Consider the following 11,677-nt stretch of genomic DNA (forward strand, 5'->3'; position numbering starts at 1 on the left):
CGTGCGGGCCCGCGTGACTACGACGCGGGCTCCAGTCGCGATCTTATCCTTGAACAGGTTTCAGAAATGTGTCCGTTCAGCTGGTTCCACGAGATCAACAACACACGACCACGCCTCAGGTCAGCGCCTCGGCCACGGGAAGCTGCAACGTGTGATCGGCGCTGCTGATCGATCGCACGCACGAGACCACGACGTCCGCCTCGCCTCCGGTGGGCAGTTTGATCCAGGCGTGTCCGTCGTACCGGAATTGCGCGAACGTCGCCGCACCGGACCACTGCCAGAGGCCATCGGTCACGGTCTCGATCAGGTCCACGCGATCCGGCTCCATTGCGCTGTCCGCCGGGTACCGGAGGCGGACCACGAATGTCGCCTGCCAGCGGCAACGGTGGCAAACGACAGACCGCCGACGGGCCGTGCCGCAGGACAGGTCCGGGACGTCGCCCTGCCGGTCGAGCCCACACTCCGCCAAGGCAGCGACCCTCTCCCGGCGCCGCGGTCGGCTAGCCGGCGCGCGGCAAGATCATCCCTACCGCGACTATCCCGAGCGATAGCAAGCGCCGACAGCTCTATTGCTTGTTTCCGCATTGCTTGTTTCCGCCGTACCTTGGCTGCATCCCCTGTCCGCCACATCAGGTGAGACTTCGCCACCTGTACCGGCTTCCTTCCCGGTGATCGGTTGAGGTTTCCAAGCATGGCCGACGCGCCAACGTCGGCCGGGAAGGTACGACCCGATGTTGAGCGCAGTCCCTGATCCTGCTGCTGGCGATGATGGTGCGGCGGGCGGCTCATCCGCGTCGTCGGTGATCGATGAGCTGGTGCGTGAAGGCGCGCGCCGGATGCTGGCCGAGGCGTTGCAGGCCGAGGTGGATGCCTGTATCGCCCGGTTCGCCGGCGGGCGTGATGAGCACGGGCACCGCCTGGTGGTCCGCTACGGTCACCGCGAAACCCGCGAGGTGCTGACCAGCGCGGGCGCGGTGGAGGTGAGCGCACCGCGGGTCAACGACAAGCGGATCGACCCCGGCACCGGCGAGCGGCAGCGGTTCTCCTCGGCGATCCTGCCGCCGTGGGCGCGCAAGACGCCGTGCGCGGCTTCGGGCTCACGGACCTGGCGGTCAACGGGCAGGATGTCCGGAAGGTGGCCGGCACCGGCTCGGCCGCGGTGTCGCTGTCCGGCGGGATCAACAAGGTCACCCTCACCGGGGTCGCGGCACTGTCGTGGATCGACCGGCTCGACGTGCGCCGGACCGATGGCGCACTGCCGGCGAAGACCTACCAGGCGGAGAACGCCCAGCTCGCTGGGACGGCCCAGGTTACGACATTGTCCAATGCGGACGGTGGCAAGGCGGTCACCGGCGTGGGCGTCGCGCCCGGCAACGGCAACACCGTGACCTTCCACGTCACCGCCGACCGGCCGGGCACGTACGCGATGCGGATTCGCTACGCCAATCCGGAGCAGGCGGAGGCCACGCACTACAACCCGGATCCGCTGGCCCGGCACGCCGACATCTCGGTCAACGGCGGAGCGGTCCAGCGGGTGCTGTTCCCGCACAGCTTCCACCAGAACAACTTCTGGGAGCTGACCGTGCCCGTGCAGCTGAAGGCCGGGGACAACACCCTTTCGTTCCGGTCCGAGGAGCTGCCGGAGTTCGACGGCAAGACGTACGCGTCGGACACCTGGCCCGGCATCCTGCTCCGGTCGTCGTATGCTCCGGTGCTCGACCGGATCGAGATTGCCCGCTTCAGCGCCCCGGCGCGCTGACGCGCGGTCTTCATGAGCGACCGAAGGCTTTGTCGTTGTCGCCGTAGGCCTTGCCCGGGGTCAGGTGGCTGCTGCCGAAGAGCTGGCTGACGGTGACGAACGTGTAGCCCTGTTCCTTGAGTCCGGTGAGGATGTCCGGTACGGCGTCGACCGAGGTCGGGTGGATGTCGTGGAGGAGCACGATGTCGCCGGGTTTGGTTTTGTCGAGGACGGTCTGGGCGACTTTGGCGCTGTCGTGGAATTTCCAGTCGAGGGTGTCGACGCTCCAGAGGATCATCGGCCGGTCGGCGGCGGCGCGGACGTCGTCGTTGATGGCTCCGTAGGGCGGCCGGATGACGGTGGGTGGGTGGCCGACGGCGTCGGTGACGGCCCGGTCGGTGCGGCCGATCTGGTCGTGGATCTGGTCGGGGGAGAGTTGCCGGAGGTCGGGGTGGTTCCAGCTGTGGTTGCCGATTTCGTGGCCGGCGGCGGCTTCTTTGCGGATCAGGTCGGCGTTGTAGGTGGCGTTCTGCCCGACGACGAAGAAGGTGGCGTGAGCGTCGAACCGGGCGAGAGTGTCGAGCAGTTTGGCGGTGTCGGGGCCGGGGCCGTCGTCAAAGGTGAGGGCGACGCACTTCACCTGCAGGCAGTCGACGGCGGGCCCGGCCGGGGGAGGGGCAGCTGTGTTCGTCGTGGGTGGTGCCGGGGCCGGGGCGCCGCCGAGGTCGAGCCTGTTGCCCGGTTGGAGCGCCTGTTGTTCGGCGCGGCGGCCGAAGTCGGAGAGGAGGGGCTCCGCCTGCACCTTCGGGATGACGACTTTCTGCCGGCCGGCCGGGACGACCGCGACCGTTCCCTGGTCGAATTCGGCGACGAGGTCGCCGCCTTCGGTGAAGGCGAGGTTGCTGATGGTCGATGTGCGATATTCCGGTGCGAGTGCGGCCTTCAGCGTGTCGGGGTCAGCACCTTCGCGGCTGGAGAGGGCCTTCGTCAGTGCCGCGTCGAACTCGCCGGAGGCAGCGTCGGCGATGAGGGCACTCGTGGAGACCGATTTCCGGGTCCGGGTGTCGTACCAGTACGTGGCGACACTGGTTCCGTCCCCTGCCGCGGTGCGGTCCACTGTGGTCAGTTCGACGCCTACGACGTCGCCGGCCGCGGCGAGGAAACGGAAGCTGACGTTGAGCTCCGGGGCGTCGTCCGTCGGGCATTCGGCGTCTTGCACACCGTTCTGGCTCTCGCGCAGAGTTTTGACCCGGTTTTCCGTTTTCTCCCGCAGTGCGGTGGTGAGCGCGTCGGCGCCGGGCACTGCCGGATAACTGACCGCCCACGGGCAGGACGCGGAGTCGCTGTTGTCGCTGACGATCCGCAGCCCCCTGATCCAGGTCGGGGCGACCGTGCGGATCTCGTGCGGGTGGCTCGGTGTCGGCGGGGGACCGGCGGCAGCCGGCGTGCCCGGCACCGGCTGTCCGGTGGTGCACGCCGAGAGGAGTGTCGCGGTGAGCATCAGCAGCGTCACCGATGATCCGGTCTTCATGTTCTGGATGACGTAGGCCGCAGCGGGCCGGTTCGGTCACACGACAGGCTGTGTGGCGCAGGTCACAGCTCATAGTAGCCGGCGGGCTGGGCAGCCAGGTCAGGCCATTTCGGGTGTTTTCGCCTGCCGGCACAGCCGCGTCATGATCTCTTGCCGGTTCTCGGCTTCGGTCCGGTCGATGTGGTTGCGGGCGGCCTGCCCCGCGCGGTCCACGTCTCCGGCCTGGATCGCAGCGAGGATCGCGGTGTGCTCCTGGTTGGCGAGGCCGTAGCCGGCCGCGATGAAGGGAGGCAGGCCGAGACGGGCCGTCTGCCGCTGGGCGTGGCGGCATTGGATGACCGCCTCGCTCGGGAACGGGGTTCTGGGCCGCCGCGGCCACCGACTCTTGGAACCGGTCGATCGAACGCGGGATTTAACTGTCTCACCAGGACATTCCAGTGGGTTGGCACCCGGTTCACCGGCGGTGAGGTCGAGCCCGTCTACGTCGCCGCACACTGCTCCGGCGACGTCGGTGTGACGACGATCGGCTTCGGGCGAGGCCTCACTTCGATCGACAACGGAAATCCCGGGGAGATGGTCATCCAGGCGACCCACGTGTACCGCCGCACCGGCGGCGAGTGGTTCGGCGTCTCAGGACCTTGCCTGAACTGTCATTGTGGAGAAGACGGCAGCGCACAGCGTCGCGCGGAGTCGTTGCGGGTCCGGTGTGGTGGCGCTGTGGGCCAACGCGCCGTCGTGGGCGGCGAGCATGGCTTGGGTGAATTCGCTGCCGTCGACGGTGAGCCGGCGTCCCGTGGCGGTCACGATCCGCAGGAGGGCCGGCTCCAGGCCGTCGCGCAGCTGCCGGTCCTGGGCGGCGAGCAAGTCCGACAGCTCGGGGTCGCGGCCGGACTGTGCGGCGAATCCCACGCGGATGTCGAGCCAGTTGACGTCGAACGGCAGGGCTTCGAGTACCGCGGCGACGGCTTGCTCGAGCGTCGCGGGGGCCGCCGCACCCGTCAGGCGTTCGCCGACCGAGTCCAGGGTGGCCAGCACTCCCGCCATGTGCTGGCCGTAGACGGCGAAGATCAGCTCGTCCATCGAGGCGAAGTTGGAGTAGAACGCGCCTCGGGTGTAGCCCGCGCGCTCGGTGACCGCGTCGATGCTCACCTGGGCGAGTCCTTGCTCGAGGAGGAGTTGGCGGCCGGCTGCCAAGAGCCGTGCGCGGGTCTCGCTGCGTCGCCGGGGCACGCGCGTCGAAGCCATGGTTCACCCGTTCCTGTGATGCGTCTTGCACTCAGTTCATGATGAACTCAGTATACGATGAATCGAGATCAGAGGGTAGCTCGACCGGAAAGAAGGAACGAAGTGGACGCGGACGTCATCGTCATCGGCGGGGGCCTCGCCGGCCTCGTGGCGAGCGGGGAACTGACCCGGGCCGGGAAGCGGGTGCTGATCGTCGAGCAGGAGAACGAGGCGAATCTGGGCGGCCAGGCGTTCTGGTCCTTCGGCGGGATCTTCCTGGTCGACTCCCCGATGCAGCGCCGCCTCGGCGTCCGGGACTCGTTCGAGCTGGCGTGGCAGGACTGGCGTGGTTCGGCGGGCTGGGACCGCCTGGAGGGGGAGCACCCGGAAGACGAGTGGGCCGCGAAGTGGGGGCGGGCCTATGTGGAGTTCGCGGCCGGGGAGAAGCGGTCGTGGTTGGAGGAACAGGGCGTGAAGTTCACCCCGCTCGTCGGCTGGGCGGAGCGCGGTGCCCTGACCGCGCGCGGGCACGGCAACTCCGTGCCGCGGTTCCACGTCCCGTGGGGCACGGGCACCGGCATCTCGGAGCCGTTCGCCGACAAGGCGCGGGCGGCCGCGGGTGCGGGGCTGCTCACCTTCAAGTTCCGCCACCAGGTCGACGCGCTCGTCTTCGAAGGCGGCCGGGTCACGGGCGTCCGCGGCACGGTTCTCGCGCCGGACACCGCCCGCCGGGGAGCGCCGTCGAACCGGGAGGCGGCCGGTGCGTTCGAATTCCACGCCCAGGCCGTCGTGATCGCCAGTGGCGGCATCGGCGGAAACCACGAGCAGGTCCGGAAGTGGTGGCCGGAACGCCTCGGCACGCCCCCGCGCAAGATGATCACCGGTGTTCCCGAGCACGTCGACGGGCGGATGCTCGACATCGCGACCGAGCAGGGTGTCCGGCTGGTCAACCGCGATCGGATGTGGCACTACACCGAAGGTTTGCAGAACTGGAACCCGATCTGGCCCGACCACGCGATCCGGATCCTGCCCGGCCCGTCCTCCCTGTGGCTCGACGCGCGGGGCCGGCAGCTGCCCGCCCCAGGGCTTCCCGGCTACGACACGATGGGAACCCTGAAAATCCTCCGCACCACCCCGGACATCGCCGATTACGACTACTCGTGGTTCATCCTCGACCAGTCGATCATCAAGAAGGAGTTCGCGTTGTCGGGCTCCGAGCAGAACCCGGACATCACCAACCGCGACCTGGCCCTGCTGCTGCGGAGCCGGCTCGGCCGCTCGGCGCCGGGTCCGGTCGAAGCCTTCAAGGAACACGGCGCCGACTTCGTGGTCGCCGACACCCTTCCCGAACTCGTCGCGGGCATGAACAAGCTCACCGGCGACGATCTCCTTGTCCTCGACGACATCGAGAAGCTGATTCGCGCCCGTGACAACGAGGTCGTGAATCCCTACTCCAAGGACCTGCAGACGATGGGGCTGCGCAACAGCCGCCGCTTTCTCGGCGACAAGCTGTTCCGGGTGGCGAAACCGCACCGGATCCTCGACCCGGCCCACGGTCCGCTGATCGCCGTGCGGCTCTGGATCGTCACCCGCAAGACGCTCGGCGGGATCCAGACCGATCTGCGCGGGCGTGCCCTCGGCGTCGGCGGCGAGCCGATCGACGGCCTTTTCGCCGCCGGTGAAGCGGCCGGTTTCGGTGGCGGCGGCGCCCACGGCTACAACGCGCTCGAAGGGACGTTCCTCGGCGGCTGCATCTTCACCGGCCGTACCGTCGGCCGGTCGTTGGCTGCCTCGCTGTGACACAGGTCGGGCGGCGGGGGTTTTCCGCGTTTTGCGGAACGTGGGCGTGGCGGATTGACGGAATCGACGGCGGTGCGGAAGGTGGTTTGATGGGATCGGGTGACGTCGCGCGCAAAGCGCTGGCTTGTGTGCGGATCTTCAACGGTGCGTTGGGGCTGTTCGCCCCCGGCCGGATGGCGCGCAGCCTCGGCAGTGAACCGGGGGAGGACAAGCGGTTCGGCTATCCCGCGCGCATGTTCGGGATTCGCACCCTCGTCCTCGGCGGGGATCTGCTGCTGTTGAAGGTGGACGATCCGTCGGCCCGGCGGATCCTGGGCCAGGCCGTCCTCATCCACGCGACGGACACCGCGGCTGCGGCCCATGCCGCTGCGCGGGGCGAGCTTCAGGGCAAGGCCGCGAAGTTCACCGTCGCGATTTCCGCGGTCAACACCCTGCTGGCGGTGATCTCGCTCGCCACGGCAAAGCGGCGCGGCTGATCGACTTCGGAAGGTCCACAGTGGCCCTCCGTCGGGGGCGGTGATGACCTGGATGTTCTCGCCGTGGTTGGCGTGTTTGCCCGATCGCCACGGGTCCACTCCGGGGGTGGGCCGCCCGCGCCGCCCCGTCGCCGGCTGGTCGCGGTGGAAGTGCGAGGGTTGGTGCCCTGAGCTGCTGGCCTGCTGTAAGAGTCCGCCGACAGTTGACCTGCAGCCGGCGCGGTGGACCGGAAGCTGTGGGGACGAGCGTTCCATTCAGACGGCGGTGTGCATGGGGCCGCCGTTGAGGGTGATGGTGTCGCTGAATGCCTGGTTGAGGTCGAGGTCGATGCCGGTGTGGTCGGCGTAGGCGCGGTGGATGTTGAGGGCGATCCGTTCGGCGTCGGGCAGGTTTGCGAAAGTGTCGAGCCGGCAGCGGCGGGCGGCGGCCAGCGGGGTGAGTCCTTCGCGCAGACCGGCCTCGGCGGAGTCGAGGACGAGACGGTAGTAGCGGCGGTGGCTGTCCAGTACGTCGGGCAGGGTGCCGGCGTCGATGAGCGGGCCGTGGCCGGGGATGACGTGGGCGGGTTCGAATCGGGCGATCCAGTCCAGTGCGCGGAGGGCGCCGTCGAGCGAGCCCATGAACACCAGGGGAGTCACCTGGTGGAACAGCAGGTCTCCGGTGAACAGGACGCGCTGCCCGGGTAGCCACGCGACGAGGTCTCCGCTGGTGTGCGCGGCGTAGCCGGGGTGATGGAGTTCGATCCGTTGCTGTCCACAGTGGAGTGTCAGGCTGGTTCGGGTGGTCAGCACGGGTGGCCGGCGGGTGACGCTTCCCCAGTCGGGTACGGGATCCCAGAAGGGCGGGCAGCCGTCGATGACCGGGTCGTGCAGCAACCCTGCGCGGGTGTTGTCGTGCCCGATGATGACGGTGGAGTCCGGGAGCAGGCTGTTGCCGTAGGTGTGGTCGCCGTGCTGGTGGGTGTTGACCGCGAAGGTGATCGGTGCGCTGTCGGTGGCGTGGGCGGTGGCGTCGAGCAGCGCACGTGTGCGTGGCTCGGTGGCGCACGTGTCGATGAGGATGGCCCCGTCGGCGGTGTCGATGACGCCGGCGTTGTTGATCCACCACGAGCCGTCGGGCTGGACCCAGGCGAAGACGCCGTCGGCCACGGTCGTGAGGGCGGGCTGGTCCTGGTGGTTCACGGGTCCCTCCGGTCTGCGGCGGTGGCGCTGACGTCCTCGTGCGGGGAGGAGGCGGCGGGCAGGATGCGGCTGGTCTGGCTGCCCAGATGCTCGACGCTGAGTGTGACGGTGTCTCCGGGGGACAGGGGCGGGTGGTTGTCGAAGCCTTGGCGACCCCAGAGTTCGGCCAGGCAGCCGCCGCCGCAGGTGCCGGATCCGAGGATGTCGCCGGTGCGGACCTCGGTTCCCCGGGAGGCGTAGGCGATCATCCGGGCGTAGCTGAACGCCATGGTGCTCCAGGTGTCCTCGCCGACGACGGTCCCGTTGACCTCTGCGGTCATCCGCAGGGCGAAGGGAGTTTCCCGCCCGGGGGGCCAGTTCGTCCGGGGTGACCAGGACGGGGCCGAGGGTGGTCGCGCTGTCCTTGCCTTTGGCGGGTCCGAGCTGGACCTGCATCTCGGCGAACTGCAGGTCGCGGGCCGACCAGTCGTTCATCAGCACGTAACCGGCGATGTGCGCTTCGGCGTGGGCGACGGCGATGTCGCGGCCGATCACGGCGACTTCGAGTTCGAAGTCGAACAGGGTGCAGCCGGGCGGAAGCTGCGCGTCGTCGTGCGGTCCGTGGACCGCGTAGGGGTTGGTGAAGTAGGAAGGGGCACTGTGTACCACTGGTCGGGGACTTGCGCGTCCCGTGACCGGAGCTTGGCCACCCCTTCGACGTGGCGTTCGAAGGTCATGAAATCGCGGATTGTCGGCGGGGACGGTATCGGCGCTCGCAGTCGGACAGAGCCGGCCGCGTGCACCGCGTGCGGATCACGCAGCGCACGGTCACCGGTGTCCAGCAGGCGCTCCTGGTCGTCCAGCAGGTCGATCAGCCGGGTGCCCGGGGCCAGCGCGTACACGTGGTCGCCGTCGAGGACGCCCACCCGGTCGCCGTCGTCGCCGGCGTAGGTCACGAATCGCATCCGGCCTCCTTCAGGACGTCGCGCCGGCGGCCAGCGCGGCGATGACGCCCCAGCCTTCCGGCGGGGTCCCGGGCAGCGGACGTCCGGCGTCGGTGATCCGGCCGAGCACGCCTTCCGCGCTGGTGTCGGCGTCGGTGAGCAGTCGTGTCACGTCGACGTCGACCAGGTCACCGTCGCGCTTGCGGAAGCGCCCGGCCACCAGCACGTGCCGGACGTCCTGCGGCGTGGTCTGGAACAGCAGCGTGCCGGCGGGGTCGAGGTGGGGGTGCTGGGAGAGGCCGGGGCCACCGACGACGATGATGTCGGCCTGCTTGCCGGGGGTGAGGCTGCCGATGCGGTCGCCGAGCCCGACGGCTTCGGCGGCGTTGATCGTGGTCCACTCCAGGGCGTCGTGCGCGCTGATCGTGACGGCCGTGGGGTCGCTGCCGGCGAGGTTGAGCGGTTCGGTGTCGGCCCAGCGCTGGAACGCGATGCCCAGGCGCAGCTGGCTGAACAGGTCGCCGGTGTTGAGGGAGAGCACGTCGCAGGACAGGGTCGGCTTGATGCCGTGGCGGCGGGCGGCGGCGAACGCGGGCCGGCCCATGCCCATGTTGAGCTCGGTCTCCGGCGAGATCGACACCTTGGCGTCGTTGCGCGCCAGCATGCGCCATTCCTCGTCGGTGAGGGTGTTGCAGTGCACGTGCACCTGATCCGGCCCCAGCAGGCCCGCGGCGTCGAGCTCGACGACTCCACTCGGCAGGGACCACACGCAGCCGGTGTGTGTCACGATCACGGCGCCGCGTTCGCGGGCCGCCTGGATCTCCGCGCGCGTCGCCTCGAACGGGACGACACCCGGTTCGGTGAGCGCGCTCCCCAGCGTCAGCAGCCCGTCCCGGCTGGAGAACCAGGTGCCGGCGATGCGGGCGAAGTCGGCGAGCCGGTCGGCGTGGGTGGCGAAGTGCGGCGGGGCCATCGGGCTGGACTCGAAGAACCCGTAGCCGAACACCGCCCGGATCCCCGCGTCGTGTAGCCCGGTTACTGCCGCGTCGGCGTGGTCGGGGGTGTTGTTGCAGTGCGAGAAGTCGAGGATGGTCGTGACCCCGGCGTTGAGGGCGTCGAGAGCGCCCAGCTTGTTGCCGAGGTGGACGTCCTCGGCGCGGTAGGCGGGGGAGACGGTGAACCGGACCCCGAACAGGTAGTCCGCGAGGGTCCAGTCGGCGCACAGGGCCCGCAGCTGCGTCTGCCAGGTGTGCCGGTGCGTGTCGATCATTCCCGGCGCGACGATGTGGCCGGTGACATCGACGATCTCGGCGTCGTCGGCCGGCAGTCCGGGGCCGACCGCGGTGATCACCCCGTCCTCGATCAGCACATCCGCGCCGGCGAGGGAGCCCAGGTGCCGGTCCATCGTGAGGACGGTGCCGCCGCGGAGCAGGATGCGGTGTGCGGTCATGACGATTACCACCTTGTAACGTCGCAGGACGGGGGCGCTCACCAGCACAACACGGCCCGAGGCCGGCCATCATCAACGGAAAAGGTTGTGAACCGGCGCTGGTGAGCGCCCTTGTCCGGGCGTAAGGTTGCGGGCTCGCGGAGGACAAAATGGACGTTCGATCGCTCCGGTACGCGGTCACGCTCGCGGAGGAGCTGCATTTCGGCCGCGCCGCGCAACGGCACTACATCAGTGCCCAGCCGTTCGGACGCTGTATCCAGCGCCTGGAGCAGGAACTCGGCCTGACTCTGTTCGAACGCACCAGCCGCCGGGTGGTGCTCACCCCCGCGGGTGAGCGCGTCATCGCCCAAGCCCGGTCGATCCTCGCGGCCGTGGACGCGCTGCCGGAGACACCGCACCCGCAGCGGGCGGACGACGGCGTGGTGACCGTCGGCGTGCTCGGATTCGGGCTCGCCGAACGGTGGCCCGAGTTCGTCGACCTCCTCGGTGCCGGACTGACCGGCTGCACCTTCGCCTACCGGGATCTCGATCTCGTCGACCAGTACGACGCCATCCGGCTCCAGCACGTCGATGCCGGCATCATCCAGTACACCGGCCCCGTCGACGGGCTTGCGTTCGAGCCGGTGCTGAGCGTGCCCAGGGTGGCCGTGGTCCCGGCCCGTTCTCCCTACGCCGATGCGGACCACCTGACCCCCGCGGATGTCGCCGACGCGCCGTGGATCCCGGTCGCCGCCGGCGACCCCGGGCTGGCGACTTGGGCGGGGCCGGCTGCTCAGGCCACCCGCGGTATTGCCGGGCTGCGAAACCCCGCCGGCATCCCCACCGCGGTCTCGATGACCGGGCACCTCGCCGTGCACGCCGCGGCGGCTGCCCGCTTCTACCCACACCCCGACGTCCGGTTCGTGCCCCTGGCAGGACCGGCCTGCGAGATCGCCATCGCCACCCGGGAAAACGACAACCGGCCCGCCACCCAGGCCATCCGCCGTGCCGCGCGGCTTCTCACCACACTGCCCAAAGCCTGAGGCGGTTCGACCGGGGCGCGCAATCGTCCGCTTCGACATTGTCGAATTCGAATTCGACGTCGAATTCGACAATTATTGACAGCGCCGGTAGCGGGTGAATACCTTTCCGTGGTCGTCGTGCCGAGTGAGGGGAACATTGCGTGCGCGGTTTTCGCAGCCTTGCCGCGGTGGTGCTGATCGCCGCCGGACTGCTCGTTCCGACTGGACCGGCGAGCGCTCACCCGGGGTATGCCGGATACCTGTTCGCCTACTTCACCGGCGAAGGCACGCCCGACGGCGAGCAGGTCTACTTCGCGTTGAGCCAGGGCAACGACCCGCTGCACTGGCGGCA

Annotated in this window: 12 protein-coding genes and 4 pseudogenes; 6 read left to right on the top strand and 10 right to left on the bottom strand. The window is 69.3% G+C overall.

What is annotated here, in order from left to right; genetic code table 11:
- Positions 1-115 precede the first annotated feature (115 nt).
- A complete protein-coding gene (locus AB0G28_RS45425) occupies positions 116-313 on the bottom strand; it encodes a hypothetical protein (protein ID WP_361104481.1) in 198 nt (65 codons plus the stop codon).
- Between the two features lie 418 nt (positions 314-731).
- On the opposite strand from AB0G28_RS45425, the pseudogene AB0G28_RS45430 reads away from it, so the two are divergent.
- Together AB0G28_RS45430 and AB0G28_RS45435 are read left to right on the top strand one after the other, a co-directional pair.
- Positions 732-1,082, top strand: a pseudogene (locus tag AB0G28_RS45430) (transposase); the annotation flags it as partial.
- A 152-nt stretch (positions 1,083-1,234) separates the two neighbouring features.
- Positions 1,235-1,759 carry a CBM35 domain-containing protein gene (locus tag AB0G28_RS45435; protein ID WP_361104511.1) on the top strand — a complete coding sequence of 175 codons (525 nt, stop codon included), beginning with the start codon at positions 1,235-1,237 and terminating at the stop codon, positions 1,757-1,759.
- Between the two features lie 10 nt (positions 1,760-1,769).
- Here the strand turns inward: AB0G28_RS45435 and AB0G28_RS45440 are convergent, their stop codons facing one another.
- From AB0G28_RS45440 to AB0G28_RS45450, 3 genes are all read right to left on the bottom strand, one after another.
- Positions 1,770-3,269: a polysaccharide deacetylase family protein gene (locus tag AB0G28_RS45440; RefSeq protein WP_361104484.1), complete on the bottom strand. Its 1,500-nt coding sequence runs from the start codon at positions 3,267-3,269 to the stop codon at positions 1,770-1,772.
- 99 nt (positions 3,270-3,368) lie between these two features.
- Positions 3,369-3,863, bottom strand: a complete 495-nt coding sequence (locus AB0G28_RS45445; protein ID WP_361104487.1) for an FCD domain-containing protein — start codon at positions 3,861-3,863, stop codon at positions 3,369-3,371.
- A gap of 36 nt (positions 3,864-3,899) precedes the next feature.
- Positions 3,900-4,514 (bottom strand): TetR/AcrR family transcriptional regulator, encoded by a 615-nt coding sequence (locus AB0G28_RS45450; RefSeq protein ID WP_361104490.1) that lies wholly within the window; start codon positions 4,512-4,514, stop codon positions 3,900-3,902.
- Between the two features lie 57 nt (positions 4,515-4,571).
- Here AB0G28_RS45450 and AB0G28_RS45455 point away from each other — a divergent pair, with 57 nt between their 5' ends.
- Positions 4,572-6,293 (top strand): FAD-binding dehydrogenase, encoded by a 1,722-nt coding sequence (locus AB0G28_RS45455; protein WP_361104493.1) that lies wholly within the window; start codon positions 4,572-4,574, stop codon positions 6,291-6,293.
- 89 nt (positions 6,294-6,382) lie between these two features.
- The gene (locus tag AB0G28_RS45460) at positions 6,383-6,769 is read left to right on the top strand and encodes a hypothetical protein (RefSeq protein ID WP_361104519.1); all 387 of its coding nucleotides are present in this window, start codon (positions 6,383-6,385) and stop codon (positions 6,767-6,769) included.
- Positions 6,770-6,784: 15 nt separating this feature from the next.
- Here AB0G28_RS45460 and AB0G28_RS45465 read toward each other — a convergent pair.
- The 6 genes and pseudogenes from AB0G28_RS45465 to AB0G28_RS45490 all read right to left on the bottom strand — a co-directional run.
- Positions 6,785-6,880, bottom strand: a pseudogene (locus AB0G28_RS45465) (IS5/IS1182 family transposase); the annotation flags it as partial.
- Between the two features lie 144 nt (positions 6,881-7,024).
- A complete protein-coding gene (locus tag AB0G28_RS45470; protein ID WP_361104514.1) occupies positions 7,025-7,951 on the bottom strand; it encodes an MBL fold metallo-hydrolase in 927 nt (308 codons plus the stop codon).
- Positions 7,948-8,271, bottom strand: a complete 324-nt coding sequence (locus AB0G28_RS45475; RefSeq protein ID WP_361104517.1) for a fumarylacetoacetate hydrolase family protein — start codon at positions 8,269-8,271, stop codon at positions 7,948-7,950. Before AB0G28_RS45475 ends, AB0G28_RS45470 begins: the two co-directional genes overlap by 4 nt.
- 79 nt (positions 8,272-8,350) lie before the next feature.
- A pseudogene (locus AB0G28_RS45480) lies at positions 8,351-8,599 on the bottom strand (fumarylacetoacetate hydrolase family protein); the annotation flags it as partial.
- A complete protein-coding gene (locus AB0G28_RS45485) occupies positions 8,482-8,895 on the bottom strand; it encodes a hypothetical protein (protein ID WP_361104496.1) in 414 nt (137 codons plus the stop codon). The pseudogene AB0G28_RS45480 and the gene AB0G28_RS45485, both read right to left, overlap by 118 nt.
- 10 nt (positions 8,896-8,905) lie before the next feature.
- Positions 8,906-10,324: an amidohydrolase family protein gene (locus AB0G28_RS45490; protein ID WP_361104499.1), complete on the bottom strand. Its 1,419-nt coding sequence runs from the start codon at positions 10,322-10,324 to the stop codon at positions 8,906-8,908.
- Between the two features lie 149 nt (positions 10,325-10,473).
- Between AB0G28_RS45490 and AB0G28_RS45495 the strand changes: the two genes are divergently transcribed.
- Positions 10,474-11,346, top strand: coding sequence for a LysR family transcriptional regulator (locus tag AB0G28_RS45495; protein WP_361104502.1), 873 nt, complete (start codon positions 10,474-10,476; stop codon positions 11,344-11,346).
- 140 nt (positions 11,347-11,486) lie between these two features.
- Positions 11,487-11,677, top strand: a pseudogene (locus AB0G28_RS45500) (1,4-beta-xylanase); the annotation flags it as partial.

The sequence above is a fragment of the Amycolatopsis sp. NPDC021455 genome, from assembly GCF_040640995.1.
In the GTDB taxonomy this organism is placed as follows: domain Bacteria; phylum Actinomycetota; class Actinomycetes; order Mycobacteriales; family Pseudonocardiaceae; genus Amycolatopsis.

Coding starts and splice junctions, on each gene's coding strand:
- AB0G28_RS45490 (WP_361104499.1), bottom strand. CDS start 10,324: ATGACCGCACACCGCATCCTGCTCCGCGGCGGCACCGTCCTCACGATG.
- AB0G28_RS45460 (WP_361104519.1), top strand. CDS start 6,383: ATGGGATCGGGTGACGTCGCGCGCAAAGCGCTGGCTTGTGTGCGGATC.
- AB0G28_RS45475 (WP_361104517.1), bottom strand. CDS start 8,271: ATGACCGCAGAGGTCAACGGGACCGTCGTCGGCGAGGACACCTGGAGC.
- AB0G28_RS45495 (WP_361104502.1), top strand. CDS start 10,474: ATGGACGTTCGATCGCTCCGGTACGCGGTCACGCTCGCGGAGGAGCTG.
- AB0G28_RS45455 (WP_361104493.1), top strand. CDS start 4,572: ATGAATCGAGATCAGAGGGTAGCTCGACCGGAAAGAAGGAACGAAGTG.
- AB0G28_RS45450 (WP_361104490.1), bottom strand. CDS start 4,514: ATGGCTTCGACGCGCGTGCCCCGGCGACGCAGCGAGACCCGCGCACGG.
- AB0G28_RS45485 (WP_361104496.1), bottom strand. CDS start 8,895: ATGCGATTCGTGACCTACGCCGGCGACGACGGCGACCGGGTGGGCGTC.
- AB0G28_RS45440 (WP_361104484.1), bottom strand. CDS start 3,269: ATGAAGACCGGATCATCGGTGACGCTGCTGATGCTCACCGCGACACTC.